The 26,179-nt window shown below is 65.7% G+C and carries 25 protein-coding genes and 1 pseudogene; 3 read left to right on the top strand and 23 right to left on the bottom strand.

Annotated elements, in window-relative coordinates; translation table 11 throughout:
- The 7 genes and pseudogenes from AC6LJW_RS20885 to flgB all read right to left on the bottom strand — a co-directional run.
- Positions 1-104, bottom strand: a pseudogene (locus AC6LJW_RS20885) (flagellar basal body L-ring protein FlgH); the annotation flags it as partial.
- Positions 104-889 carry a flagellar basal-body rod protein FlgG gene (flgG, locus tag AC6LJW_RS20880; protein ID WP_056570201.1) on the bottom strand — a complete coding sequence of 262 codons (786 nt, stop codon included), beginning with the start codon at positions 887-889 and terminating at the stop codon, positions 104-106. The gene flgG and the pseudogene AC6LJW_RS20885, both read right to left, overlap by 1 nt.
- 51 nt (positions 890-940) lie before the next feature.
- Positions 941-1,705, bottom strand: coding sequence for a flagellar basal body rod protein FlgF (locus AC6LJW_RS20875; protein ID WP_056570199.1), 765 nt, complete (start codon positions 1,703-1,705; stop codon positions 941-943).
- A gap of 38 nt (positions 1,706-1,743) precedes the next feature.
- The gene (locus tag AC6LJW_RS20870; protein ID WP_056570198.1) at positions 1,744-3,210 is read right to left on the bottom strand and encodes a flagellar hook-basal body complex protein; all 1,467 of its coding nucleotides are present in this window, start codon (positions 3,208-3,210) and stop codon (positions 1,744-1,746) included.
- 69 nt (positions 3,211-3,279) lie between these two features.
- Positions 3,280-3,978 carry a flagellar hook capping FlgD N-terminal domain-containing protein gene (locus AC6LJW_RS20865; protein ID WP_056570196.1) on the bottom strand — a complete coding sequence of 233 codons (699 nt, stop codon included), beginning with the start codon at positions 3,976-3,978 and terminating at the stop codon, positions 3,280-3,282.
- Between the two features lie 20 nt (positions 3,979-3,998).
- Positions 3,999-4,418, bottom strand: coding sequence for a flagellar basal body rod protein FlgC (flgC, locus tag AC6LJW_RS20860; protein WP_056570194.1), 420 nt, complete (start codon positions 4,416-4,418; stop codon positions 3,999-4,001).
- A gap of 22 nt (positions 4,419-4,440) precedes the next feature.
- Positions 4,441-4,848 (bottom strand): flagellar basal body rod protein FlgB, encoded by a 408-nt coding sequence (gene flgB, locus AC6LJW_RS20855; protein WP_056570192.1) that lies wholly within the window; start codon positions 4,846-4,848, stop codon positions 4,441-4,443.
- A gap of 177 nt (positions 4,849-5,025) precedes the next feature.
- On the opposite strand from flgB, the gene flgA reads away from it, so the two are divergent.
- From flgA to AC6LJW_RS20840, 3 genes are all read left to right on the top strand, one after another.
- On the top strand, positions 5,026-5,739 hold the full coding sequence (gene flgA, locus AC6LJW_RS20850) for a flagellar basal body P-ring formation chaperone FlgA (RefSeq protein ID WP_056570601.1): 714 nt from the start codon (positions 5,026-5,028) through the stop codon (positions 5,737-5,739).
- A gap of 127 nt (positions 5,740-5,866) precedes the next feature.
- Positions 5,867-6,160: a flagellar biosynthesis anti-sigma factor FlgM gene (flgM, locus tag AC6LJW_RS20845; RefSeq protein ID WP_056570190.1), complete on the top strand. Its 294-nt coding sequence runs from the start codon at positions 5,867-5,869 to the stop codon at positions 6,158-6,160.
- Positions 6,161-6,191: 31 nt separating this feature from the next.
- Positions 6,192-6,665: a flagella synthesis protein FlgN gene (locus AC6LJW_RS20840; RefSeq protein ID WP_056570188.1), complete on the top strand. Its 474-nt coding sequence runs from the start codon at positions 6,192-6,194 to the stop codon at positions 6,663-6,665.
- Between the two features lie 87 nt (positions 6,666-6,752).
- Here AC6LJW_RS20840 and flhF read toward each other — a convergent pair whose 3' ends face one another.
- The 16 genes from flhF to flhD form a co-directional block, all read right to left on the bottom strand.
- Positions 6,753-9,671 (bottom strand): flagellar biosynthesis GTPase FlhF, encoded by a 2,919-nt coding sequence (flhF, locus tag AC6LJW_RS20835; RefSeq protein ID WP_498088177.1) that lies wholly within the window; start codon positions 9,669-9,671, stop codon positions 6,753-6,755.
- On the bottom strand, positions 9,668-11,788 hold the full coding sequence (gene flhA, locus AC6LJW_RS20830) for a flagellar biosynthesis protein FlhA (protein WP_427984485.1): 2,121 nt from the start codon (positions 11,786-11,788) through the stop codon (positions 9,668-9,670). Before flhA ends, flhF begins: the two co-directional genes overlap by 4 nt.
- Before the next feature lie 3 nt (positions 11,789-11,791).
- Positions 11,792-12,946 carry a flagellar biosynthesis protein FlhB gene (gene flhB, locus AC6LJW_RS20825; RefSeq protein WP_056570182.1) on the bottom strand — a complete coding sequence of 385 codons (1,155 nt, stop codon included), beginning with the start codon at positions 12,944-12,946 and terminating at the stop codon, positions 11,792-11,794.
- A 149-nt stretch (positions 12,947-13,095) separates the two neighbouring features.
- Positions 13,096-14,613 carry a methyl-accepting chemotaxis protein gene (locus AC6LJW_RS20820; RefSeq protein ID WP_498088179.1) on the bottom strand — a complete coding sequence of 506 codons (1,518 nt, stop codon included), beginning with the start codon at positions 14,611-14,613 and terminating at the stop codon, positions 13,096-13,098.
- 659 nt (positions 14,614-15,272) lie between these two features.
- Complete coding sequence (gene cheZ / locus AC6LJW_RS20815; RefSeq protein WP_056570181.1) at positions 15,273-15,905, bottom strand: protein phosphatase CheZ; 633 nt, start codon at positions 15,903-15,905, stop codon at positions 15,273-15,275.
- 8 nt (positions 15,906-15,913) lie between these two features.
- A complete protein-coding gene (gene cheY / locus AC6LJW_RS20810; RefSeq protein WP_056570180.1) occupies positions 15,914-16,303 on the bottom strand; it encodes a chemotaxis response regulator CheY in 390 nt (129 codons plus the stop codon).
- A 51-nt stretch (positions 16,304-16,354) separates the two neighbouring features.
- Complete coding sequence (locus AC6LJW_RS20805; RefSeq protein WP_498088176.1) at positions 16,355-17,413, bottom strand: protein-glutamate methylesterase/protein-glutamine glutaminase; 1,059 nt, start codon at positions 17,411-17,413, stop codon at positions 16,355-16,357.
- Between the two features lie 22 nt (positions 17,414-17,435).
- Positions 17,436-18,290, bottom strand: coding sequence for a CheR family methyltransferase (locus AC6LJW_RS20800; RefSeq protein WP_056570177.1), 855 nt, complete (start codon positions 18,288-18,290; stop codon positions 17,436-17,438).
- A gap of 8 nt (positions 18,291-18,298) precedes the next feature.
- The gene (locus AC6LJW_RS20795) at positions 18,299-20,002 is read right to left on the bottom strand and encodes a methyl-accepting chemotaxis protein (protein ID WP_498088175.1); all 1,704 of its coding nucleotides are present in this window, start codon (positions 20,000-20,002) and stop codon (positions 18,299-18,301) included.
- A 93-nt stretch (positions 20,003-20,095) separates the two neighbouring features.
- Entirely contained in the window at positions 20,096-20,596 is a 501-nt protein-coding gene (gene cheW, locus AC6LJW_RS20790) for a chemotaxis protein CheW (protein WP_056570175.1), read from the bottom strand.
- Between the two features lie 17 nt (positions 20,597-20,613).
- The gene (gene cheA, locus AC6LJW_RS20785) at positions 20,614-22,743 is read right to left on the bottom strand and encodes a chemotaxis protein CheA (protein WP_498088174.1); all 2,130 of its coding nucleotides are present in this window, start codon (positions 22,741-22,743) and stop codon (positions 20,614-20,616) included.
- 28 nt (positions 22,744-22,771) lie between these two features.
- On the bottom strand, positions 22,772-23,152 hold the full coding sequence (locus tag AC6LJW_RS20780; protein WP_056316568.1) for a response regulator: 381 nt from the start codon (positions 23,150-23,152) through the stop codon (positions 22,772-22,774).
- Positions 23,149-24,144: a flagellar motor protein MotB gene (gene motB / locus AC6LJW_RS20775; protein WP_056570171.1), complete on the bottom strand. Its 996-nt coding sequence runs from the start codon at positions 24,142-24,144 to the stop codon at positions 23,149-23,151. Before motB ends, AC6LJW_RS20780 begins: the two co-directional genes overlap by 4 nt.
- Positions 24,145-24,155: 11 nt before the next feature.
- Positions 24,156-25,025 carry a flagellar motor stator protein MotA gene (motA, locus tag AC6LJW_RS20770; protein WP_056570169.1) on the bottom strand — a complete coding sequence of 290 codons (870 nt, stop codon included), beginning with the start codon at positions 25,023-25,025 and terminating at the stop codon, positions 24,156-24,158.
- 116 nt (positions 25,026-25,141) lie between these two features.
- Complete coding sequence (flhC, locus tag AC6LJW_RS20765) at positions 25,142-25,720, bottom strand: flagellar transcriptional regulator FlhC (protein WP_056570167.1); 579 nt, start codon at positions 25,718-25,720, stop codon at positions 25,142-25,144.
- A gap of 33 nt (positions 25,721-25,753) precedes the next feature.
- The gene (gene flhD / locus AC6LJW_RS20760; protein WP_046806433.1) at positions 25,754-26,077 is read right to left on the bottom strand and encodes a flagellar transcriptional regulator FlhD; all 324 of its coding nucleotides are present in this window, start codon (positions 26,075-26,077) and stop codon (positions 25,754-25,756) included.
- Between the last annotated feature and the right edge of the window lie 102 nt (positions 26,078-26,179).

Genomic DNA, 26,179 nt, shown 5'->3' with positions numbered 1-26,179 from the left:
GTCGTCGGCCCGGTCACGATGGGTTCGGGCGGGATAATGGCGCAACCAGCCGCCAGCAGAGCCAGCGCAGACGCAAGTACCAGGCGCAGGACAGACATGAGCATCACAGTTGGGTCAGGCGGGCCAGCATTTCGTCCGACGTCTTGACGGCCTTGCTGTTCATTTCGTAAGCGCGCTGCGTCGTGATCATGTTGACCAGTTCTTCAGCGACGTTGACGTTGGAGGTCTCGACGTACTTCTGCATGATCGAGCCCGCGCCGTCCACACCGGGCTGCAGCAGGTTCGCCGGACCCGACGAGTCGGTTTCCAGATACAGGTTTTCGCCGATGCTTTGCAGGCCGGTCGGGTTGATGAAGGTGGCGATCTGGAGCTGGCCGATCTGCACGTTGACGCCGGCCGCGCCGGGCTGCGTCACGGAAACCATGCCGTCGTTGCCGATGGTGATGGACAGCGCGTTGTCCGGCACGTTGATCGGCGGCTGGATGACATAGCCGCTGACAGTCACGAGCTGGCCGTTCTGGTCGCGCTGCAGGGCGCCGTCACGCGTATAAGCCTGCGTGCCATCGGGCAGTTCGACCGGCAGGAAGCCGCGGCCGTTGATCGCCACGTCCATCTCGCTGCCGGTGTTGTTCAGGTTGCCGTCCGAGTGGATGCGCTCGGTGGCGGCCACGCGCGCGCCGGTGCCCAACTGCAGGCCGGACGGCAGTTGCGTGGCATCGCCCACCTGGGCGCCGGGCTGGCGCAGCGTCTGATACATCAGGTCCTGGAACACGGCACGGCCGCGCTTGAACCCGTTGGTGGAGACGTTGGCCAAGTTGTTGGAAATCACGTCCATGGAGGTCTGCTGACCTTCCAGGCCCGTCTTGGCGATCCACAGCGAACGCATCATGATGAAAGACTCCGGTGCCGCGGCCTGGCCGCGAACTAAATGTTATTTAAATCAGGCGCTTACGGACAGAATGCCGTTGGCGCGTTCCGCATTGCGGTCCGACTGCTGAATCACCTGCATCTGCTGCTCGAAGCGGCGGGCGTTTTCGATCATGCCCACCATCGACGCCATCGGATTGGTGTTGCTGCCTTCCAGCACGCCCGACAACAGGCGCAGGCTGGGATCGGCGGGCACCGGCGGCGCGGGCTGGCCGTTGACCGGCGCCATGCGGAAGACACCGTCATCGCCGTGCACCAGCTGCTTGTTGTCCGGATTGACCAGCTTGAGCCGGCCCAGATTCAGGATGTTGTTCGGACCGTCGCCGGCGCCCAGCGCCGTGATCGTGCCGTCCGACGTGATGGTCAGCGCGGCCTGGTCGGGCACGTCGATGGGACCGCCCTGGTCCGACAGGACCGGCTGGCCCAGCGACGTCTGCAACAGGCCGTTGATGCCAACCTGCAGGCTGCCGGCGCGGGTATAGGCTTCGCCCTGCGGCGTCTGCACCGCGATCCAGCCGTTTTCGCTGGCCAGCGCCACGTCCAGGTCGCGGCCCGTGGTCTGCATGGTGCCCATCTGAAAGCTGTTGCCGGGCGTGGACGCCACCGTCGAAACGCGCGTGGGCAGGCTCACCCCGTCCGTCACGGGAACCGAGCGGTACAGCGCGATCTGCTCGCGAAAGCCCGCCGTATTCACGTTGGCCATGTTGTTGGAGAGCGCGGCCTGATGCTCCGTGATCCGCGCTGCGCCATTCATGGCGGTGTAGATGATTCTATCCATTGCCTATTCCGTCGGTGTCGTCGCTTGCCCAGCGGGCATTACTTCAGGTTCATCAGGACTTGCATGATTTCGTCCTGGGTCTTGATGGTCTGCGAATTGGCCTGGTAGGTGCGCTGGGCAATGATCATGTTGACCAGCTCCTTGCTCATGTCCACGTTGGACGCTTCGGTCGCCTGACCGACCACCGTCGACATGCTGTTGGTGCCGGGCTGGCCCAGGATCGGCTGGCCGGAAGCCGCCGTTTCCTTCCAGGCGTTGTTGCCCACGGGCTGCAGCCCCTGCAGGTTCGAGAAGTCGGCCAGCACGAGCGTGCCGACGATCTGGGTTTCGCCGTTGGTGTAGCTGGCGACCAGGCTGCCGTCGCTGCTGATGTTGATGCCGCTGAACTCGCCGGACGTGTAGCCGTCGGGCTTGGCAACCAGCTTGTAGTTGCTGCCGTACTGGGTCGTGCCGGTGTAGTTGATCGCGACGTTCAGCGGATCGGCCGGGGTGGACGTGCCGCCGGGCTGGGCGAACGAGAGGTTCACGATCGGCGCGCTGGTCAGCGTGCCGGCGTTGTTGAACGTGAACTGCTGGGGGTTGCCCCACACGCCGCCGGCTTCCGACGTGGGCGCCATGGCCTGGCCGTCCATCGTGTAGTACACGTCGTACACGCTGGTGCCGCCCGTCGCTTCACGCTTGACGAAATACTGCATGACCTGGTGCGAGTTGCCCAGGGAGTCGAACACCGTCATGGGCGAGGCGTTCGTGTAGGTGCTGGAGATCTTGGGATCGAACGGCTTGCCGATTTCGGTGACCGCGGCGGTGTAGTCCACGTAGCCGGGAATGCTTTCCAGCGTGCCGGCGGAGACCTGGCCCGTGCCGTCGATCGTGACGGTGTTCGGAGCCGTGCCGTACACGGCGGCCGGCGGGTTGGCCGGGGTCCACGTCAGCGCGCCGCCGGCGGCCTTGGTGAAGGTGTAGGGCGTGCCGCCCAGGGTGACCGAGCCGGGAACGGCGGGCGCCGTCACGGTGTCGACCTGGTAGATGACCTTGGCGTTCGCGTCCAGGTTGGCCACGGTGGTGGCGGTGCTGGTGGCCTGCGGCGCGACGTTGGCCGTCGGCAGTTGCAGTTCGACCGGGTTCGCACCGATGGCGCCGGGCGGGTAGCCGGTCAGGCGATAGCCCTGGGCGTTCACGATGAAGTTGTTCTTGTCGACGAGGAACTCGCCATTGCGCGTGTACATGACCGAGCCGCTCTGGTCGGTGACGCGGAACATGCCCTTGGCGCCGTCGATGGCGATGTCGTATTCGCCGCCGCCGCCCGTCACCGCGCCAACGGTGAAGCGCTGGTTGATGGCCGCGACCTTGACGCCCAGGCCCACGCGCGAGCTGGCGTAGACGTCAGCGAACGATGCGGTTGCCGACTTGAAGCCGACGGTGCCCGAGTTGGCGATGTTGTTGCCGATGACGTCCAGGTTCTGCGCAGCGGCATTCAAGCCGCTCAATCCTTGTCCGAAGCCCATGTTTACTCTCGCTAATCTTTAGTGGAGAAGCCGTCGCCCGTGCGCCGGCACCAATTCATATCCGCCCGTTCAGGCGCCGATCACCTTGCGCACGTCCAGCATGCTGGTCTGGCCGTCCAGGCCCAGATCCAGACGCAGGCCGTTGGTCGAGTACGCCACGCTCTTCACGTTGCCGTAGCTCAACACTTCCGAATTCACCTTCGCGCCGTCGGCATCGGTCGCCAGCACGGACACGTTGTACGCACCCGCTTCCAGCGCCACGCCGGAATCGTTCTTGCCGTCCCACTCCAGCGTGTACACGCCATTCTTCTGCTCGCCCAGCTCGATGGTGCGAACGACCGCGCCGTTCGAATCCGAGATGCGGACCTGAACCTTGGCGGCGTCGCCCTGCAGATCCAGACCGTAAGGCGTGACCACGCGGTCGGCGGGGTTGGCGCTGTCGACGCCGACCTTGACCTTCGAGCCCGGGATCAGGACGCCCTTGCCGATCATCGACACGGCGTTCATCGACTGCGACACGTCGATCTGGCCGCTGATGGCCAGCATGGTGTTCTTCAGGTTGGTGATGCCTTCCACCGTGGAGATCTGCGCCAATTGCGACGTCAGCTCCGCGTTCTGCATCGGGTTCAGCGGATCCTGGTTCTTGAGCTGAGTGACCAGCAGCTTCAGGAACTGGTCCTGCAGGCCTTGCGCGGTGCTCGCGCTGTTGGCGCCGGTTTGCGCCAGGCCCATGGCCGTGGTGCTCGTGTTTTGATCGACGGTCGTCATGGATAGACTCTGGCTGAAAATTAGGATTGACCGATGGTCAGCGTCTTCTGCATCAACGTCTTGGCGGTGTTGAGGACCTCGACGTTGGCCTGGTAGGACCGCGATGCCGCGATCATGTTGACCGTTTCGGCCACCGGATCGACGTTGGGCATGCTGATGTAGCCCTGCGCGTCAGCCAGGGGGTGCTTGGGGTCATAGACCATCTTCAGGGGCGACTGGTCCTGGACCACGCCGGCCACGCGAACGCCGCCGATTTCCTGCCCCAGCGCCTGGCCTGCGGCCGGGTTGACCTGGAACACGACCTGCCGGGCGCGGTAGGGCTGGCCATCCGGACCGACCACGCTGTCGGCGTTGGCCATGTTGCTGGCCGCCACGTTCATGCGCTGCGACTGCGCGCTCAACGCCGAACCGGCGATATCGAAAATGCTCAACAAGGACATTGCCTGTTGCTCCCTTTAAAGATCAATCCTGGATGGCGGTCTGCAACCCGCGGATGCGGCTGGAGATAAGCTGCATCGTGCTCTGGTAATGCAGGGTGTTGTCGGCGAACTGCACGCGCTCGATGTCCATGTCCACCGTGTTGCCGTCCATGCTGGGCTGGTACGGCAGGCGGTACAGCAGATCCGTCGGACCCTGCGACACGGCCTTGGCCGGAATGTGGCGGGCCGACGTCAGCTTGAGCGACGTGTCGGGCAGGCGCATCGTGCCTTCCATGGCGCTTTGCATGGCGGCCTTGAAGTCGATGTCGCGCGCCTTGTAGTTGGGCGTGTCGGCGTTGGCGATGTTCGAGGAAAGCACTTCCTGGCGCTGCGCGCGCAGTGACAAAGCCTGCTGGTAGAACCGGAAATCTTCGTTGAGCCTGTCGAGCATCGTGGCGCCTTGAATTCGTTGCAAATCGGATAAAGCTGGGATGCCGGACACACCGTTATCCCATTGGATGACGGCATGATAGGGGCCGGACCTGTAACACAATCAGCCAAATAACCCGTCATTTCTCATCCAATTCACGTATTGCCGAACGCCGCCCACTTCTACAATTCATCCATCATGAAAATCTCCGCAAGACTCCTTCTCGCGCGCGCCGGCATCGCCGCCCTGCTCCTGGCCTCGGCAAGCGCCGTCCAGGCACAGGCCGCGGCCACCCAGGCCCCGGAAGCGATCATCATTGCGGCGCAGACGTATCTGCAGGAACAACTGGCCTCCCTGCCCGGCGAGGCGTCCATCGCCATCGACCCGCCGCGCACCGATCGCCTGGCGCCTTGCGACGACCTGGCCCCGTTCCTGCCGTCCGGCATGAAACTGCGGTCCCGCATGACGGTCGGCGTGCGCTGCAACACGGCCAAGGGCTGGACCGCCTACGTGCAGGCGTCCGTCAGCGTGGCCGGACACTATTACGTGGCCTCGCGCCTGATCGCCGCAGGCCAGGCCCTGACCCCGGCAGACCTGGACGCCCGCGAGGGCGATCTGGTCTCCCTGCCCCCGGGCGCCATCACCGACCCGCAGGCAGTGGCCGGCATGACCGCCGCGTTCCGCATCAACGCCGGCCAACCGATCCGCAGCTCGTCGCTGCGCAATGCCCAGTCCGTGCAGCGCGGCACGAACGTGCGGATCAACGCGCGCGGCAACGGTTTCATGGTCAGCAGCGAAGGCGAAGCCATGGGCAACGCGGCCCCCGGCGCCGTGGTCCAGGTCCGCACCGCGGGCGGCCAGGTGGTCAGCGGCGTCGTCCGTAACGCCACCCTGGTGGAAATTCAGCTATAGATACTGTTACAAATCGCGTTGCGCCTGGCTCGCATATACCCTAAAGTTCCTCCGGCCCTTGTCGTTACAGAGACATAAGTAGGCGGATCCGTCGCAAACCGACCCAGAACGCCCTGCGGAGAAAACCTTGAAAATCAATTCGACCACCAACCGGCCCCTAGCAGCCGATGCCGTCGGTGCCCGCGCCGAGTCCGCGGTCAGTCAAGCTTATGGCGCCGGCAGCGCCACCGGCTCGAGCAGCTCGCAAGTCGCGCTGAGCTCGGCGTCGCGCAAGATGCTGGCCATGCAAGACGGCTCGAACGACATCAATGTCGAGCGCGTTGCCGCCATTCGCGCCGCGATCGCCTCCGGACAGCTCAAGATCGACACCGGCCGCATCGCCGACAGCCTGATCGCCAGCGCCCGAGACCTGCTGAAATAGCCCGTCCCTTCTCTCCATTGAGCCGTCTGTCATGAGCCTCGTCGATTCCCTGCAATCCTGCATGAAGCAGGAAGACACCCTGATCTCCGAGTTCTCCTCGATCCTCGAGGAAGAAACCGAGGTCCTGGTCAGCCAGGGCAGCGTCGAGGCGCTGAACCAGATCACCGAGCGCAAGCGCGGCATCGCGCAGCAGTTGGTCGACCTGAGCCAGACGCGTGACAACCTGCTCACCGAAATCGGCCTGCCCGCGGGCCACGTCGGCACCGAACAGGCCGCGGCGCAATATCCGCAGCTGTCCGGCGTGTGGCACGCCCTGCTGACCAAGTCGGCCTCCGCCAGCGAAATCAATATGCGCAACGGCGCCCTGATCGACGTGCATCTGCGTTACACCCAGCAGTCGCTGGACGCCCTGCGCAACGTCGGCGTCGGCAGCGCCTCGACCTACGACGCGCAAGGCCGCGGCGCCCGCAGCGCGCCGGGACGCCGGCCGATTGTGGCAGGCTGAAGCCCTCCCCGGACCTCCGTCCAAAAGAAAACGGCGTGCATGGCACGCCGTTTTTTTATTCGATCACGCTAGATGGGTTTTGCGGCCTCACGCCCCGCCCGTCATCTCCAGCAGCGCAAACATCTTCAGCAGCGCCACCGGCAGCATCTTGCCCGACAGCTTGCGTTCGGTGCCCACGATGCCCGACAGCGGCCCACGCACGACGTCGGCCGCCGGCGAATGGGCCAGTTGCCAGCAGGCCGCGCCGAGCTGCCCGGCCATGAGCGACTGGCGCGCCAGCGTGTGGGCGCCATCGACGGCGGGCAGCGCCTGCCAGGCATTGGCCATGTAACGGAACGCCGCCTTGGCCTCGTCCTGCAGGACCAGCCAGCGCGCGATCGTCGCCGCGTCCGCCTGCGAAGCCGGCAGGTTCGTGGCGCCAAACAACTGGCCCGCGACCTCGCCGGTGACCGTGTCGATCAGACGCGCGCAGATGAGGCGAACGCTCGCGCCCTGCCCCTTGCCCGGCAGCACGACTTCGGTGCCGGAGGCCCACAGTGCCAGCGGCGCGGTTTTGCCGCCGGACGCCGGGCACAGGCCCGGCATGTCGCCGGGCTGGCCCACGGGCAGGTAGCCCACGCTCTTGCCGACGGCATTCAGGTTGGTCGGGCATTCATCCTGGATCACCCGCGTGCCACCCGCGCAACGCGCCACCCAGGACACCCCCTGCTCGCTCAACGGCTGCCACAACGCAACCGTGCCGGCCTCCAGCATGTGAACCAGCGGCACGGACTGCAGGCGCTCGCCCAGCCACTGCACGCGGGCCTGCAACGCGGCCGCCGGATCCGGCTGGGCCGGCGCGGCGGGCGAAAAAGAGGTCAACATGCCATGCGGCAGCACGAGCTGCTGCGCGGGCGACGCCAGCGCGGCGCCGCGGTCGCTCATCAACAACGCGCCCAGCAGCGCGCCGCCGGGCAAGGCCTCGCCTTTCATGGCGGTCTTGCCGTGCATCACGAGCAGGTTGCGGTTGCAGACGGCGGAAAACTCGCGGCGCACCATCGCCAGCGGCTCGTCGCCCAGCGCGGCCAGGCTGGCGCCCGCGCCGTCGCTGACGTACTCGCGCCAGGCGCTACGCGCTTGCAGGCACGCCGGGTCCCTGTCCAGCCACGAAATGGTGTCGTCCAGGCTCTGGGCCGCGGCGATCGACCCAGCACCGCCCTGCTGCGGCAGGATGGCCGAGGCCAGCAACTGGCGGCGTCGCGCCGGGTCCACGGCGTCCGGCTCGCGCGACGACGACACCAGCGACGCCAGATCGGCCTCGCTCGGGGTGTACAGCGCGCGGGCGCGCTCCACCATCGAAAACGCGCGGTCGATCAGCACGTCCGCGCGGGCCAGTTCCATGTGCTCGGGCACCTTCTGGCCGACGGACATGTAATGGATCGGCAGACGGTGGCGGATTGCGGTGTCCAGCGCCGCGCCCAGGCGGGTGGCTTCGTCCAGCTTGGTGATGATGCAGCCGGCGACGTCCTCGCCGACCCCATTGCGATAGGCGTGCGCCACCTCGTCCAGCGTGTCGCCCTGGCTGGCGGCATTGAGCACCAGCAGCCGGCGAACGGGCTTGCCCGCGTTGCACAGCATCGACGCCTGCTCGGCCACCAGGCGATCGCGCTGGCTGATCCCGGTGGTGTCGATCAGCACGATCTTGCGGTTGCCGAGTTCAGCCAGGATGCGGCGCAGCTCGCCGGCATCGCGCACCGAGTGCGCCGGCACGCCCATCAGGCGGCCGTAGATCTGCAATTGTTCCAGCGCGCCGATCCGGAACAGGTCGGTCGTCAGCATGGCGACCTGCTCGCGCCCTTCGCGCGCCACGCAGCGCGCGGCCAGCTTGGCCAGCGTCGTGGTCTTGCCCACGCCGGTCGGACCGACCAGCGCGTACACGCCGCCGGCCAGGAATTCGTCTTCGGAACGCACCACCGGCAGGTGCGTCACCAGTTCATTGCGTGCCCAGCTCAACGCGGCCTCGGTGGAGAGGCCTTGCGGCAGGCGCTCGACCAGCGTGCGGACCAGCTTGGTGCTGAAACCGGCGTCCAGCAGGCTGCGGAACAGCGCGGCGCCAGCCGGCTCGCGGCCCGGACCCTGGCGGCCACCCCACAGCAGGCCGTCCATGCGGCTTTCCATCGCGCCGCGCAAGGCGCTGATCGCGTCCTGCAGACCGGCGGCCGTATCGGCCGGCAGATTCGCGGGCGGCAGGCCCTGCGGCGGCCGCACGGGGGCATCGGGCGTGCGGCCCATGGGCGGTGCGGCATGCAGCGTGGCAGGTTGCGGCGGCGCTGCGGGCGGAATGGCGGGCGCTTGCACGGGTGCGGGCGGCGCGGCGTAGCTTTGCGGCGCGTGATAGGCGGTCGCGGGCGCGGCGGCCATGGCGGCGGCGGGCGCAGACGCAGTGGCCATGCGCTCGGGCATGGCGGGAGACGGCGCCATGCGTGCAACGGGCGCAAGCGGCGGCAGCTCGACGCGAATTGGCGCGGCCGGCATAGGCGCGGTCGGCTGAGGCGCGGCCGCCGTCGCGGCCACCGGCGACGGTGCAGCGGGTGTGAATACTGCCGGGGACGGTTCAATCTCCGGCTGGGCCGACGCCGCGTACGCGGACTGGTAGGCGGCAATGGATCGCGCCGGCGTCGCATAGCCGGCGGGCGCCATCGCGGGGGACACGGCAGGCGGCATCGCGGCAGGCGGCAGAGGCGGCATGGCGACAGGCGTTACCTGCGGCCGCTCAAACCCAGCCGGCTCGCGGAACGACGGCGCCGCGGGCTGGCGTTCCTGAGCCGGCGGCGCATAGGCCGGCGCTTCGCGCGGCGGGGTCTGCGGTTGCGGCGCGTCATCGAAGGCGCCGTCGATGGTGGCCAGCACCTCGATGCCGCCGTCGACACTGCGGTTCGACACGATCAGCGCGTCCGGCCCCAAGGCCTCGCGCACCTGACGCATCACGTCACGGGTGTTGGCCCCGTAAAAGCGGCTGATCTTCATTGCCCGTTGCTCCCGCCGATCAGCGCCGTCACGCGGACGATGCGCTCATCGGGAATTTCCGTATTCGACAACACACCCAGTTGCGGCAGGTGGTGGCGCAGGAAGCGCGACAGCGGCGCGCGCAGCACCGGCGACACCAGCAGCACCGGCGCATTGCCCTGTGATTCCTGCCGTTCGACCGCCGCTTGCGCCTCGCGCAGCAGCGTATCGGCAAGGCCCGGCTCCAGACCGCCGCTGGTCGTCATGGCTTGCGACAGCACGCGTTCCAGCTTCACATCCAGGCCGATCACCCGCAGCTCGCCCTCGCCGGGGAACCATTGCTGCGTGATGGCGCGGCCGAGCGCGCGGCGCGTCAGCGCGATCAGTTCGTTGATGTCCGGCTGCCCGCCCGACCCGGCTGCCATCGCGGCCAGGCGCGGACCGTGTTCGGACAGCGTGTCGATGATGGTGCGCATGTCGCGGATCGGCACCTCTTCCGACAGCAGGCCCTGCAGCACCTTCTGCAGCGCGGTAAGCGACAGCGTCTTGGGCACCAGGTCCTCGACCAGCTTCGGCGCGTCGCGGCCGATGCGGTCCAGCAGCTGCTGCACTTCCTGGCGGCCCAGCAGGTTTGAGCCGTGGCGGTGCATCAGGTGATTCAGGTGCGTGGCCACAACCGTGCCCGCATCCACCACCGTGTAACCGGCCACCTGCGCCTGATCGCGCAGCGAACTGTCGATCCACAGCGCCGGCAGGCCGAACGCCGGATCGGTCGTCGGCGTGCCCTTGATCTGCATGGTCACGCCGCCCGGGTCGATAGCCAGCCACTGGCCGGGCATCGCGACGCCATTGCCCACTTCCACGCCCGACAAGAGGATGCGGTAATCGTTGGGCTTGAGTTCCAGGTTGTCGCGGATGTGCACCACGGGCGGCAGAAAGCCGACGTCCTGGGCAAACTTCTTGCGCAGGCTGCGGATGCGGTGCAGCAGCTCGCCGTTCTGGGCGTGATCCACCAGCGGAATCAGGCGGTAGCCCACTTCCAGCCCCAGCTGATCCACCATCGACACGTCTTCCCAGCTTGCTTCGGCGGCCGCGGCCTGCGCCTGGGTGATCGCCTGCGGCGGTATCTCCTCGGCGGCCACGGCGGCGGCCTTCCTGCGTTTGAGCAGCGCCCAACCGCCCCAGCCCAGCGCGCCGGCCAGCGTCAGGAACGCGATGTGGGGCATGTTGGGGATGAGACCCATGATGCCGATGATGCCGGCGGTCAGGAACAGCACGCTCGGATTCGAAAAGAGCTGGCTGATGATCTGCTGGCCGATGTCCTGGTCGGTCGACACACGCGACACCACCACACCGGCGGCGGTGGAGATCACCAGCGCGGGGATCTGGGCCACCAGACCGTCGCCAATGGTCAGCAGCGTGTAGACGCGGCCGGCATCGCCCATGGACATGTCGTGCTGCGCCACGCCGACGACCAGGCCGCCGATGACGTTGATCGCCATGATCAAAAGGCCGGCGATGGCGTCGCCGCGCACGAACTTGCTGGCGCCGTCCATCGAGCCGAAGAAGTCCGACTCCTGCGACACTTCCGCGCGGCGCTTGCGCGCCTCGTCTTCGCCGATCAGGCCGGCGTTCAGGTCCGCGTCGATCGCCATCTGCTTGCCGGGCATGGCGTCCAGGGTGAAACGCGCGCCCACTTCCGCGATACGGCCCGCACCCTTGGTGATGACGATGAAGTTGATGATGGTCAGGATGATGAAGACGATGATCCCGACGGCGAAGTTGCCGCCCACCAGGAAGTGGCCGAAGGCCTCGATCACCTTACCCGCGGCGTCCGGACCCGTGTGACCGTGCAGCAGCACGACCCGGGTGGACGCGACGTTCAGCGACAGGCGCAGCAGCGTGGCGAACAGCAGCACGGCCGGGAACGCGGCAAAGTCCAGCGGCTTGCGCGTGAACATGGCCACCAGCAGGATCATCACGGACAACGCGATGTTGAAGGTGAACAGCAAGTCCAAGAGGAACGTGGGCAAGGGCAGCACCATCATGCCCAACACCATCACGATCAGGATGGGACCCGCCAGCAGCCGCGCGTGCGTGCCGCCGTTATTCTTCAACATGGTGAGCAATGCGCTCATTCCTTAAACTCCTTGTCCTGCGGTTTTAGCCTGCGGGTCCAGTTCGGCTGGCACGTTCAGTTTCGTGGGGGCCGACGGTTCAAGCCCCCAGCCCGAGCGCCAGGATCGTAGCTGGAAAACCCATGCCAGCACTTCCGCCACCGCGGTATACAGCTCGGCCGGGATTTCTTGCCCCAGCTCGACGTGTTGATGCAGGGCGCGCGCCAGCGGCGGCGCCTCCAATGTGGGAATCTTGTTCTCGGCGGCCAGTTCGCGGATCTTCGCGGCGATCAGGCCCGTGCCCTTGGCCAGCACGCGCGGCGCGCCGCCCTTCGATTCGTCGTACTTCAGCGCCACCGCATAGTGCGTCGGGTTGGTCACGACGACGTCGGCCTTCGGCACCTCGGACATCATGCGCCGGCGGGCCGCCTGGCGCTGCTGCTGCCGGATGCGCGCCTTCACATGCGGATCGCCTTCGCTTTCCTTGTGTTCCTGGCGCACGTCTTCCTTGGACATTCGCAGCTTCTTCAGGTGGCTCCAGATCTGCCAGGGCACGTCCAGCAAGACGATGATGAGCAGCGAGGCCACGATGAAGGCGCAGCACATCGCCACCAGGCTCAGCGCCTTGGTCAGCGCGGCCGACGGCGCCACGTGCATCAGCCCCATCATGTCGTCGTGGTAGCGCCAGATGACCCAGACCGCCACGCCGCCAACCAGCATCGCCTTGGCCAGCGCCTTGATCAGCTCCACCACCGTCTGCGACGAGAACATGCGCTTCAAGCCCGCCAGCGGGCTGAGCTTCGAAAAATTGGGCGTCAGCGGCTTGGTCGAAATCACCAGACCGCCCAGCGCCACGCTCGACAGCACCGCCACCACCGCCAGCAGACCGAAGATCGGCAGCAGCACCATCAGCGCATGGCCGAAACCGCTTACCGCCTGCTCGATCATGACCCCAGGATCCAGCGCGACGCGCTGATCGAACGCCAGCCCGTTGCGCAGCACGCCGCTCAGGCCCTTGTACAGCGACCCGCCGCTCGCCCAGATCGCGGCGACACCGACGGCCAGCATCATGAACGTGCCCAGTTCCCGGGAACGCGCAATCTGCCCCTCCTCGCGCGCCTTTTCCAGGCGCCTGGGAGAGGCGGCTTCGGATTTCTCGAGGTCGCTTTCTTCGGACATGCTCTTCGGGATTGTTGCGGCTCGCTGACGTGGAAATGCAAGCCGCCCGCCGAGATTCTAGGAGGCGCCGGGGGTTGGCGATATGCCAAGAAACGGGGGGAAAGCGGCGCTATTCCCGGATGCGCCGCCGGCTGCCGGGCGCCGTGCGATCAACCCGCCGCCCGCGCCACCCGGCCGTCGCCGGCCTGCCCGTCCAGAATGGCCTGAAAGCGCGCGTAATCCAGCCCGATACGCACGGCGCCCCAGTGTTCCGGCCCCAGATAAATGGGCAAGGAAATGTCGTTGACGATCTCGCCGGTATCGCGCGAGTACGTCTGAAACAGCTGAGCCCCCGTGTTGGCGGCCAGCCGGGCGCCCACCGGATCGTCAAAGATCCGCTTGTTGCGCACCCGGACGATGTCGACCTTCGGATCGCCGGTCGGGGCCTGCGAGAACCGGCTGTTGTGGGCGGGCGCGTAGCCCCGGTTGTCCACCAGGATCGTGTAGATGGCGCCCGGCACCGCCTCCAGCACGCTATCGAGCAGGCGCGTCAGCGGCTCGTCGATGGTCCGGTCATATGCCGTGTGATAGCGCGGCGGCTCGCTGCCGGGGATGCGTTGATAGTGCCGGTCGAACACGTCCACGCCGCGCCGCCGGGCATCGTGCAGCAGCCCGGCCGCCGCATCGGCAAACGCCTGCAGCGACGCCGACAGGCTGTCGAAAGCGGTATCGCCCGTGCGCATGTCGGCCAGCACCTCCTGCACACTTTCCGTCTGGCGGCGGATACGGTCGATCTCGCCCGACATGCTGCCCACGCGCTCCAGCACGTCCGCGCTCAGCGCCGCGATGCGCCCGACCTCCTGGCTCATGCCGTGATTGGTCGCGTCGACCTCGCCGATCGCCTGGACCACTTCGCCCACCTGCCGGTTCATGCTGTCGAAGTCGCGCACGAAGCGCTCGAATCCGCCACAGGTGCGGTTCAGCACGGCGCCCGACGCGTCCACGTCCTCGCGCAGCGTGCCGGTCTGGCGCTGGGTGGACTCGACGAGGCCCAGCATCTCAGCCGTGTGGCCGCCGATATCGCCGGTGGCGCTGTTGACGCGCTCGGCCAGCCGGCCGACCTCGCTGGCCACCACCGCAAAGCCGCGGCCCGCATCTCCTGCCCGGGCGGCCTCGACGCCCGCGTTCAACGCCAGCAGTTGCGTCTGCAGCGCAATGCCCTTGATCGCCTTGCTGATGTCGCCCACCGAGTGCGCGCGGGCGGCCAATTGCTCCACGACTTCGGTAAACGCCGCCATCTCGCGCGTCATGCGATCGACGCGCTCCTTGACCTCGGTAAGCTCGGCCAGCGCCTGCTGCGCGGCGTGCAGATTCTGTCCGGAGACCGCCGCGATATCCCGCGCATGCGTGGACGTGGAAGCGGACAGGTCGGCGATCTGCGCGCCGCTGACCGCGAGCGCCTCGGCAGCCCTGGCCTGCTCGCGCGCCAGCAGCGAACAGCGTCCCGCTTGGAACTGCGTGCGCGCCGCGTTGAGCGCGATCTCGATGCTGGACTGGCGCACGGTCATGACCCGCAGGCGGATCTGCGCAAGAAACCGGTACAACGGCCAGGCGGCCGGACTGAAAGACAGGGCGCGCTCCGACAGCATCGCGTCGCCGCGATTGAGCCGACGCAACAAGCCCCACATGCCGCCCAGGCGGAATACGGATCTGGCCACAATGAACCTCCTCTCCCTGGCCTGGACCGCCTTCTGTGGGCATCCATGGCCTGACGCGCAAAGCGCGCCTTGTCTCACGCTGCAAGGCCCCGATTATTGTTGGCAGGAGTCTATCGGCCGGGCAGCGATTGCACCCTTAGGGAATACGTCATGAGAGGGAAGCCGAACGGCTACATCCGCAGGGCGGAGAGCTCGACGGTGTCAGACACCCAACGAGACTTATCTGGACGGTGTCAGACACCCAAGGGGCATCCAGACTTATGAAGCGTGTCTCTGGAGGGTGTCAGACACCTAGGGATGCCTGGATGGAGGTGTCTGACACCCCTGAAGCAGCCGGGCGCGTAACGATGACGCCACCCGGGTGTCAGACACCCAAGGGGCATCCAGGCTTATGAAGCGTGTCTCTGAAGGGTGTCAGACACCTAGGGATGCCTGGATGGAGGTGTCTGACACCCCTGAAGCAGCCGGGCACGTAACGATGACGCCACCCGGGTGTCAGACACTGGGTTAGCACGCCGGTTGTCAGACACCCGCGAGAACCCCCGCGCAACATCCGGCGCCTCTGGAGCATGCGGGCGGGAAGGCGATCCGCTTTCCCGCCAACGCCGGACATCGCGCGAAAGCCGGGCTTAGAAGCCCAGGCTGGCCAGCAGGTCGTCGACCTGGTCCTGGCTGGTGACCACGTCGGTCTTGCCTTGCGGGTTGATTTGCGGACCGTTGAGCAGGCTGTTGGCTTCATCGCGGCGCTCTTGCGGCACGTTGTCCAGCAGCACCTGCAGCAGTTCGCGTTCGATCGCGCCCACCACGTCCATCATGCGCATGATGACCTGGCCCGTCAGGTCCTGGAAATCCTGCGCCATGATGATTTCCATCAGCTTGGACTGCGTCTGCTGCGTCTGTTTGGGCACGTCGGCCAGGAAGGCCCGCGTGTCCTGCACCAGTTCGCGCGCTTCCGGCATCTCCAGCGGCTGGTCATACCATTGCTGCCAACGGCTATCCAGCGCCTGCGCCGAACGCGACATGTTGTCCTGGATCGGACCGGCCTGCTCGGTGGCGTTGAGCACCCGATTGGCGGCCTGTTCGGTCATCTGCGCCACGTACCGCAGGCGGTCGCGGGCGTCGGGGATCGCATTGGCGGCATCCTTGATCGCCTGGTCCAGGCCCAGTTCGCGCATGCTGTCGCGCAGCATGCGGGTCAGCGAGGCGATGCGATGGATGAGGTCTGGCGACTCTGCCGGGTCGACGGTTTCCGTTGAGCTCATCGCACGCCTCAGCCGCCAAGTTTCTCGAAGATCTTGGTCAGCTTTTCCTCCAGCGTTGCCGCGGTGAAAGGCTTGACCACGTACCCGTTGGCGCCGGCCTGGGCTGCGGCAACGATGTTTTCCTTCTTGGCTTCCGCCGTCACCATCAGCACCGGCAGCGAGGCCAGCGACGCGTCGGCGCGGATCTGCTTGAGCATCTCCAGACCGTCCAGGTTGGGCATATTCCAGTCGGACACCACGAACTGGAAGCCGCCGTTGCGCAGCTTCTCCAGGCCAATGGCGCCGTCCTCGGCCTCATCCACGTTTTCGAAACCCAGCTCCTTGAGCAGGTTGCGGATGATCCGCCGCATGGTGGGGAAGTCATCCACCACCAGAATCTTCAGGCCCTTGTCTACCATCTTTCACTCCAGAAAAAATTTGCTTGAGACCGATCGTGGCGTCAGCCCGCGTTAAACGCGGTGCCCACGGTCGCCCAGGCGAGTCAGAATGCGTTCGCTCATCGCCGACAACGGCACCACTTCACTTGCAGCCCCGATGGCAATGGCCTCGCGGGGCATGCCGAAGACCACGCAGCTTGCTTCGTCCTGCGCGATCGTGTGGGCGCCCGCCCGGTGCATGGCCAGCATGCCGGTGGCGCCATCCTTGCCCATGCCCGTCAGGATCACGCCGATGGCGTTCTTGCCCGCCGCGACGGCCGCGGAGTTGAACAGCACGTCCACGGACGGACGGTGGCGGTTGACTGGTTCGCTGGCTTCCAGCTCGATGACGTAGTTGGCGCCGCTGCGGCCCAGCCGCATGTGCATTTCGCCGCCCGGCGCCAGATACACGTGGCCCGGCAGCACGCGCTCGCCATGTACGGCCTCGCGTACGGTCACGGCGCACAGCGCGTCCAGGCGCTGCGCGAACGACCGCGTGAAGCCGGCCGGCATGTGCTGCGTGATCAGGATCGCCGGGCTGTCCGGCGGCAGCGGCTGCAGGACTTCGCGAATGGCTTCGGTGCCGCCCGTGGACGCGCCCACGATGACCAGCTTTTCCGAGCTGGACAGCGGACGGCGCAGCATGGGCGCCGGCGCAGCCTGCGCCGCATGGGGCGGCGGCGCGCGCAGCTTGGCGCGCGACGCCGCGCGAATCTTGTCGGCGATGAGTTCCGTGTATTCGAGCAGGCCGTCGCGGATGCCCAGCTTGGGCTTGGTCACGAAGTCGATGGCGCCCAGCTCCAGCGCGCGCAGCGTGATTTCGCCGCCGCGCTCGGTCAGCGACGACACCATCACCACCGGCATGGGGCGCAGGCGCATCAGCTTTTCCAGGAAATCCAGCCCGTCCATGCGGGGCATTTCCACGTCCAGCGTCAGCACGTCGGGGTTGTGACGCTTGATCAGGTCGCGCGCGACCAGCGGATCGGGTGCGGTCGCAACCACTTCCATATCCGGCTGGCTATTGATGATTTCGGTCATCAAGCCTCGCACAAGCGCGGAGTCATCCACACACAAAACGCTTATTTTCTTCATCTTGTTTGCTGCCCTGGCCCGGTCAGGCCTTATTTGCGCATTCGTAGACTGTCTGCCCGCGCAGACGGAAATCCCGGCTGATGTACGTGAAGTTCTCGGAGTGGCCGGCAAACAGCAGGCCGCCCGGCTTCATGAGCGGCACGAACCGCTCCAGGATCTTGGCCTGCGTCGGCTTGTCGAAATAGATCATGATGTTGCGGCAGAAGATCACGTCGAACTTCTCGGTGATCCCCCACGACGACGACAACAGGTTCAGCGTCTCGTAGCGCACCATGTCGGCGATCTCGGGCCGGACCCGCACATGCCCTTCGTTCGAGCCGCGTCCCTTCAGGAAAAAGCGGCGCAGGCGCTCGTCTTCCATCTTCGCGACACGCTCGTTCGGATAGACCGCGGTGCGCGCGCGGTTCAGCACGCTGGTGTCGATGTCCGTGGCCAGCACGGTCGAACCGGCGGCGCGCGGGCCCAGGGCCTCAGTCAGCGTGATCGCGATGGAGTACGGCTCTTCGCCCGTCGAGGCTGCGCAGCACCACACCGAAACGGGTCCCCCGCGCTTCTTCGCGAAGTCCGCCAGGATCGGAAAGTGATGCGACTCACGAAAGAACGCGGTCAGGTTCGTCGTGAGTGCGTTGATGAAGTCTTCCCACTCCGCGGCGTCGGGCTCGTTCTCCAGGCTGTCCAGATAACTGCCGAAGTCCTGTCCGCCCAACGCCCGCAGGCGGCGCGCGAGGCGGCTGTAGACCATCTCGCGCTTGTGCGTGCCCAGCGAAATGCCGGCGCGTGCGTGGATCATCTTGCGGACGCGGGAAAAGTCCGCGTCACGGAAATCAAACTGGCGGTCCACCGAAATGGACGGGGCCGTATTCGCCGAAGTTGCCACGCGTATCCTCAGCGTCCCAGAGCAGGCGCATCGGGCGCATGCAGGCGGGCGTCGTCATAGGTGGCGCGCACCGATGACAGCCGATGCGCCGGCACTTCGATGACCTCGCCCGTATTGATCTTGAACACGGCCACCGCTTCGGCCAGGCGCTGCGCCTGTTCCTGCAGCGAGCCGGCGGCGGCCGCGGCTTGTTCCACCAACGCCGCGTTCTGCTGCGTCACTTCATCCATCTGCGACACCGCGCGATTCACCTGGTCGATGCCGCTCGACTGCTCTTCGGACGCCGCCGAAATCTCGCCCATGATGTCCGTCACGCGCTTCACCGAAGCCACGATTTCCTGCATCGTGGAGCCGGCGCGTTCGACCTGCTGCGAACCCGCGCCCACCTTGGTCACGGAGTCCTCGATCAGACCCTTGATTTCCTTGGCAGCCTGGGCGCTGCGCTGCGCCAGCGAGCGCACTTCGCCCGCCACCACCGCAAAGCCCTTGCCCTGCTCGCCCGCGCGGGCAGCTTCCACCGCCGCGTTCAGCGCCAGGATGTTCGTCTGGAAAGCGATGCCGTCGATGACCGACACGATTTCCGAAATCTTGCGCGAGCTGGCCGAGATGCCTTCCATGGTGTGCACCACTTCCGACACCGCCGCGCCACCGCGCTCGGCCACGTCCGACGCGCTGGCCGCCAACTGGTTGGCCTGCCGCGCGTTGTCCGCGTTCTGCTTCACGGTCGAGGCCAGCTCCTCCATCGAGGCGGCGGTCTCTTCCAGCGAAGCGGCCTGCTGCTCCGTGCGGCTGGACAGGTCCGTGTTGCCGGCCGCGATTTCGTGCGAGCCGACATTGATTTCGTCCACGCCGCGGCGCACCGAGGCCACCGTGCGGGTCAGGCTTTCCTGCATGCGCTTGAGCGCCGCGAAAAGCTGGCCGATTTCATTGGTGTTGCTGGCTTCGACGCGAGCCGTCAGGTCGCCGCCGGCAATGCGGTCGAAATGGTGACCAGCATCCTTGAGCGGCTGCAGCACGCGGCGGCGCAGGAAGACGTACGTGGCAAACACCAGCAGCGCGGCAATGATGCCGCCGGCGCTGACGGCCATCAGCACGAACTGGTAGCGCACCTGCGCCACTTCGAACGCGTCCGTCATCTTGCTGGCGCGCCAGAAATCAAAGCCTTCGACGGCGCGCGCAAAGCGCCCTTCCAGCGCATCCTGCACTTTTTGAATCTGCGTCTGGTAGGCCGGCATGTCGGCCTTTTCCAGCGCGGCGACCAGGGGTGCGACGCCCTGCTGCACCAGCGCCGCATAGGCATCGTCGATTTCCTTCAGAGCCTCGGCTGCCTCGGGCGGCCGCGGCAAGGTCTTGAAGAAATCAAACTCGGCCTGGCCCTTGTTCAGCGACGCCTTGGCGCGCTCGAGCAGGCCGGCGGCCTCGCTGGACAGTCCTTGCGCCAGCAGGGTCGGCTGACCCACGCTGCGCACGATGTCCGCGTAGTTCAACGTGGCGGCACGCGCCAGGCCGTTCAGCGTGTCCTTGTGGCTCATCACCACGCGGCCGACGGCGTCGTCCAATTCCTGCGATTGCTTGATCTCGGCCAGCGTCCCATTGCTGATGCGCAACGACAACACGCCCAGCGCGGCACCAATCACCAACATGAATGAGAAGAACGCCAGCACCCACAACAGGCTGCTGCGTATCGTCATGTTCGCGAAAAACTTGCGCATCACAAGAACCATCCCTTGACTGCAATCGTTAAAGGAAAGCGCCACATCGCGATCAATATGGCGCCTTTACCCCGCATTCCGGCCAGACTCCGATCAGGAGGCGACCTTCTCCACCAGCGCCATTTCGTCGCTGGTCATCATCTTTTCAATGTCCACCAGGATCAGCATGCGCTCGTCCACGGTGCCCAGGCCCGTCAGGTACTCGGTCGACAGCGTGGCGCCGAACTCGGGAGCCGGACGAACCTGACCCGAGTTGAGCATCAGCACGTCCGACACGCCGTCCACCACGATGCCAACGACACGGCGGTCGAGGTTGAGGATGATGACCACGGTCTGCTCGTTGTAGTCGACGCGGCCCAGGTTGAACTTGATGCGCAGGTCGACGATCGGCACGATGATGCCGCGCAGGTTCGTCACGCCCTTGATGAACGGCGGGACATTCGCGATGCGGGTCACCGTGTCGGCGTCGTAGCCGCGGATTTCCTGCACCTTCAGGATGTCGATCCCGTATTCCTCGTCGCCCAGCGTGAAGACCAGGAACTCGCTGCCGACATCTTCATTGCGCGCGGCTTGCGCTTGCGGTTTGGCTGCCATGATTTTTTAGTGCTCCATCAATTCAGAACGGCTTCGGGCTGCGACCAGCGCTCCCGGTTGGCGCGCGCGAGCGCAAATACGTCGACAATCAGGGCCACGCTGCCATCGCCAAGAATGGTGGCGGCGGAAATGCCCGGGACCTTGCGGTAATTCGATTCCAGATTTTTCACCACGACCTGGTGCTGCCCGATCAGGTGATCGACCAGCAGCGCGAAGCGCCGGTCCTCGGCCTGCATGATGACGGCGATCGCCTGGGTGGGATCGGTCTGGGCCTCGCCCACCGAGAACACCCGGTGCATCTCGACCAGCGGCAGGTATTCACCGCGCACGTGCATGACGCGCTCGTTGCCGGCGACCGAGTAGATCTGGTCATTGGTGGGCTGGAGCGATTCGGTGACGTGGTTCAGCGGCAGGATGAAGGTTTCTTCGCCCACCCGCACCGACATGCCGTCCAGAATGGCCAGCGTCAGCGGCAGCACGATGCGCGTCGTGGTGCCGTGGCCCGGCTCGCACGACAGCTGCACGTGACCGCCCATATCCTGAATGTTCCGGCGCACCACGTCCATGCCCACGCCACGGCCGGAAATGTCCGTGACCTTTTCGGCGGTGGAGAAACCAGGCGCGAAAATCAGCTGCCAGATCTCGTCGTCGGGCGAGTTTTCGTTGACGGCCAGGCCTTGCGCCATGGCCTTCTTCAGAATCTTCTCGCGGCTCAGGCCACCACCGTCGTCGCTGACTTCAATGACGATGTTGCCGCCGTTGTGCTGCGCGGACAGCACCAGCTGGCCAACCGGATCCTTGCCGGCGGCGACACGCTTTTCAGGCGTTTCGATGCCGTGGTCCAGGCTGTTGCGCACCAGGTGGGTCAGCGGGTCGATGATGCGTTCGATCAGGCTCTTGTCCAGCTCGGTCGCGCGGCCGTAGGTTTGCAGTTCGATCTGCTTGCCCATCTTGCCGGCGATATCGCGCACCAGGCGCGGGAAGCGGCTGAACACGTAGTCCATCGGCATCATGCGGATCGACATGACGGCTTCCTGCAGATCGCGCGCATTGCGCTCGAGCTGCTCCATGCCGTTCAGCAGACGATCGTGCAGCACCGGATCCAGCGTGGAGGCGGTCTGCGCCAGCATGGCTTGCGTGATGACAAGCTCACCCACCAGGTTGATGACCTGGTCGACTTTTTCGACGCCGACGCGGATCGAGGTCGATTCCTTGTCTGCATGGGCAGCGGTGGCAGCGGCCGGACGCGCGGCGGCACGGGCGGCCGGCGCGCCAGCATCGGCGGCAGGCGCTTCGGGCGCAACCGGGGCTGCGGCAGCCTCGGCAACCGGCGCAGCTTGCGCGGCAGGCGCCGCTTCGGCGGCCACAGGCGCGGCGTCGCCGCTTGCCGGCGCCGCTTCACGGGCGATGTTCAATTGGTCGCCGTCGACGATGAAGCAGCACACCGCTTCGATGTCTTCCGGCGTGCAGGTGCTTTCCACCCAGACGGTCAGCACGCCATTGGCGCGTTCGCTCGCCTTGACGGCGCCCAGGTTGCCCATTTCTTCGAGCAGGGACGCGGCATCCTTGTCGGACACCTTGGTGATGCGCACGCGCAGCGGCAGGCCGTCAGCATCGGCGGCCGATGCGGCAGGTTCGACCGGCGCGGCCGGCGCAGGCTGGGGCGCCTGCTGCACGGGTGCGGGCGCCGGGGCGGCGACCGGCGCAGCAGCGGGCGCGGGCGCAGCGGCTGCGGCGGCGGGGTCCTGATGCTCCAGCGCAAGCTGCCTCAATACGGCGCAAATACGCTCAAACACGGCGTCATCGGGCTCTTCGGAGGCCCGATAGGCATCCAGTTGGCTTTTGAGCACGTCTTTCGTTTCCAAGAAAATATCAATCATGTCCGTGCGCAGCGCCATTTCGCCACGCCGGATCGCGTCCAGAAGGTTCTCAAGCAGATGGGTCGTACCCGCCAGCTGAGTGAAACAGCCGAACGTCGCTGCGCCGCCCTTGATCGAATGGGCCGCGCGGAAGATGGCGTTGAGCTGCTCGATGTCGGGCGCGCCCACATCGAGCTCGAGCAACAGCTGCTCCATTTGCGCAAGCAGCTCGTCCGCCTCGTCGAAAAAGGTCTCGTAAAACTGACTGAGGTCCAAACCAGAACTCATGACCCGTACGCCTTTCTAAATGAACCTGCTACGCGCCGGCCTGCTCATCGAGCAGTTCGGTCGCCAATTCCACCAGCACATCGGGATCCACCGGCTTGGAAAGCCAGCCGCAAACGCCCAGATCCCGGGCTGCCATCTTGCTGTCCACGTCGTCCTCGGTGGTCAGCACCAGCACCGGCACATCCATGTACCGATCCTCTTCGCGCAACCCCTGGATCAACTCCAGACCGCCCTTCACCGGCATGTTCCAGTCACTGACGACCAGATCCACCGGGTTGGCCATCGCCACCTCCAGCGCTTCCTGGCCGTTGCAAGCCGTCAACACCTTCCAGCCTGCGCCGGTCAGCGTCGCCTGCACGATCATCCGCATGGTCGTGGAATCGTCCGCCACGAGTATCGTTGCCGTCATTGTTGTTGAACCCCTTCAGCGGGCGGGGTGTTCTCCGCCTCGCCCTGCTTGGTTGCCGTTGCGGCCTGGCTGGCGGCTTGCACCGCCTGCACGGCCGACCCCACCTCGCGCGCATCCTTGGCGCTCACGTCCGCGGCTGCGGCGTTCTCGCTCTCGATCCGCTTCTGGGTGCTTTGGTTGAGCACCACCAGGCTGATGCGTCTATTAACGGCTGCATACGGATCATCTTTAACCAGACTCATGCTTGAAGACAGACCCTGGATGCGCATGACCTTGCTTTCGTTCATGCCGCCCGCCACCAATTCCTGGCGCGAGGCGTTCGCCCGGTCGGCCGACAGCTCCCAATTGCTGTAGGCGCGTTCGCCGCGCGCATACTGCGACGCGTCGGTATGACCGGAGATGCTCACCCTGTTGGGCAATTCGTTCAGCACCGGTCCCAGCTCGCGCAGGATGTCGCGCATGTACGGCTGCACTTCGGCGCGGCCGGTCGCGAACATCGGGCGGTTCTGGTTGTCGATGATCTGGATGCGCAGCCCTTCGGTCGTCAGGTCGATGAGGAGCTGCGGCCGGAAGGATTTCAGGACGGGGCTCGTCTCGATGACGTTCTCGAGGCGCCGCTTGAGGTTTTCGAGGCGATGCTGCTCGCGGCGCTCGGCGTCGCCCATGGGCTGGGACTCGACCCGGTTGCCCTGGCCACGGCGCACATCGCCCTCGCTGCGCAGCGGGTCCTGCCCGCCGCCGGGCACGGCGCTTGTTTCCGCCGAGCTGCTGGGGCCGCCCGTGATGGCGACGCGCAGCGGCATGCGGAAATACTCGGCGATGCCTTTCAGTTCTTCCTTCGGCACGATGCTGACCAGCCACATCACCAGGAAGAACGCCATCATTGCCGTAATGAAGTCGGCGTACGCGATCTTCCAGCTGCCCCCGTGGTGCCCGCCGCCCTTGACCTTCTTGCGGCGGATCACCACACGGTGATTATTTACCGTGCTCATGGCCCGCTCCGTCAGGCCTTGCCGGTCGACTTGGTCTGCCGGACGTGCTCTTCCAGCTCACCGAAGGTGGGCCGCACCGCCGAGAACAGCACCTTGCGTCCGAACTCCACCGCAAGCTGAGGCGGGTAGCCGTTCATGCTGGCCAGCAGCGTCGTCTTGATGCACTCGAGCACCTTCATGGCTTCGTCCGTGCGGCGCTCCACGCGGGAGGCCAGCGGACCCACAAAGCCGTACGCCAGCAAAATACCCAGGAACGTGCCGACCATGGCCTTGGAGATCAGGTCACCCAGAATGGCGGGCGGCTGATCCACGGCGGCCAGCGCCTTGATCACGCCCAGCACCGCGGCCACGATACCGAAAGCAGGCAGGCCGTCGGCCATCTGCTGCAGCGCATGAGCCGGCACTTCGCGCTCGTGGCGGTAGGTTTCGATTTCCTCGTCCATGAGCGTCTCGATCTCGAACGAGCTCATGTTGCCGCTGATCATGATGCGCAGGTAGTCCGTGATGAACTCCATGAGCTTCTCGTCTTTGGCGATACGGGGATATTCGCTGAAGATCGGGCTGGAGCCCGGATCCTCGATATGCGACTCGATGGCCATCAGGCCTTCGCGGCGCGCCTTGTTCAGCAGCACGTACAGGAGCGCCATCAGCTCCATGTAGACGTCCTTGCCGTAGCGCGAGCTCTTGAGCGCGTCCGGAAGCGCCTTCTTGACCAGCATCAGCGACTTCTTGCTGTTGCCCGCCAGGAACGCTCCGAACGCCGCGCCGAAGATCAGCGTCAGCTCGAAGGGCTGGTAAAGCGCGCCCATGTGTCCGCCCAGCGCCATGAAGCTGCCGACGACCGACACGATCACCACAAGAAAACCGATAACAATCAACACAACGGGCCCCTGCCAACGAAGTCTATAACTTGCGTCAATGATCCCCTGTCCCCCCTGCCCCAAAAAGGCGGGTTAGGGGGTGTTTTTCAGGGCTTTTGATGTATTTGGACGCCCGATCAGGTCGGAGCGGCGGTCGCAATGGGGGCTGGGCGGCTGCCGGCGCGTGCTTTTGCCGCCGCGCGGGTCTTGCCGGCGCGGGGTGGCGGACGGCAGATGGCGCACACGAAATCCGACTGAGGATCGTGGGCGTGGGCGATGAAATGACCGCCGCACTGCCGGCACGCGGAAAGCTGCAGCATGCCGCTGTCGAAGAATCGCACCAGCATCCACGCCCGGGTGAAGCTCAGGACGGGCTCGGCGTCCGCAGTTTCCTGCCCTGCGTTCTCGAGATACAGGCGATACGCGTCGATGGTGGCGCGTATGCCCTTGCTGGTGGTGCGCGTATTCAGGAACGAATACACGTTATAGAAGAGAGAGGAATGAATATTCGGCAGCCAGGTCATGAACCAGTCAACCGAAAAAGGCAGCATGCCCTTGGGTGGCGAGCAGCCGCGGATTTCGCGATACAGGCGGGCGAGGCGATCATGGCTGAGGCTGGTTTCAGCCTCAAGCACCTGAAGGCGCGCGCCCAGCGTAATCATGGAGCTGGCAAGCAGGATGTCGTCCGCTTCCTGGGAAACGCTCTTGGAGGCCATGACAGGTGTGTCCGAGTGGGATTCGCTAGGCCGTCAGGCCAGTTCTTCGACAGGCTGCTTGGCGAGCAGGATGGTTGCATGTGCTTGCTGCAGCGCTCCACCCAGCACGTCGTGGGTCAGCGCCGACAGCAGGCTGTAATCGTCAAAACGGAAGCGGCACAGCAGCGAGCTGGAGCTGGCCAGTTTCACGAGTTGCGCCGGCGAGAGACGCATGAGAATGTCAGCGACTTCGTTACTGAAACCCAGGCGGAACATCGATGCGGCGAAATCGTCCCGCAACATGCGCTGAGCCAGTAACAGATACGACAGATTCACTTCGCGAATGTCTGCCAGCAAAGAATTTTCGACTTGTTGCACGCTGTACTCCCTATCCCTATCCCACCCGAGGGGCTTGATTACTCGTGGCGTCAGGCAACGTTTGTTACCTGTCCGCTTGCTGCATCCTGTTTTAATGCGAAA

This window comes from Achromobacter sp. 1012554356 (genome assembly GCF_059760815.1).
This window is presented reverse-complemented; position numbering and strand designations above follow the sequence as displayed.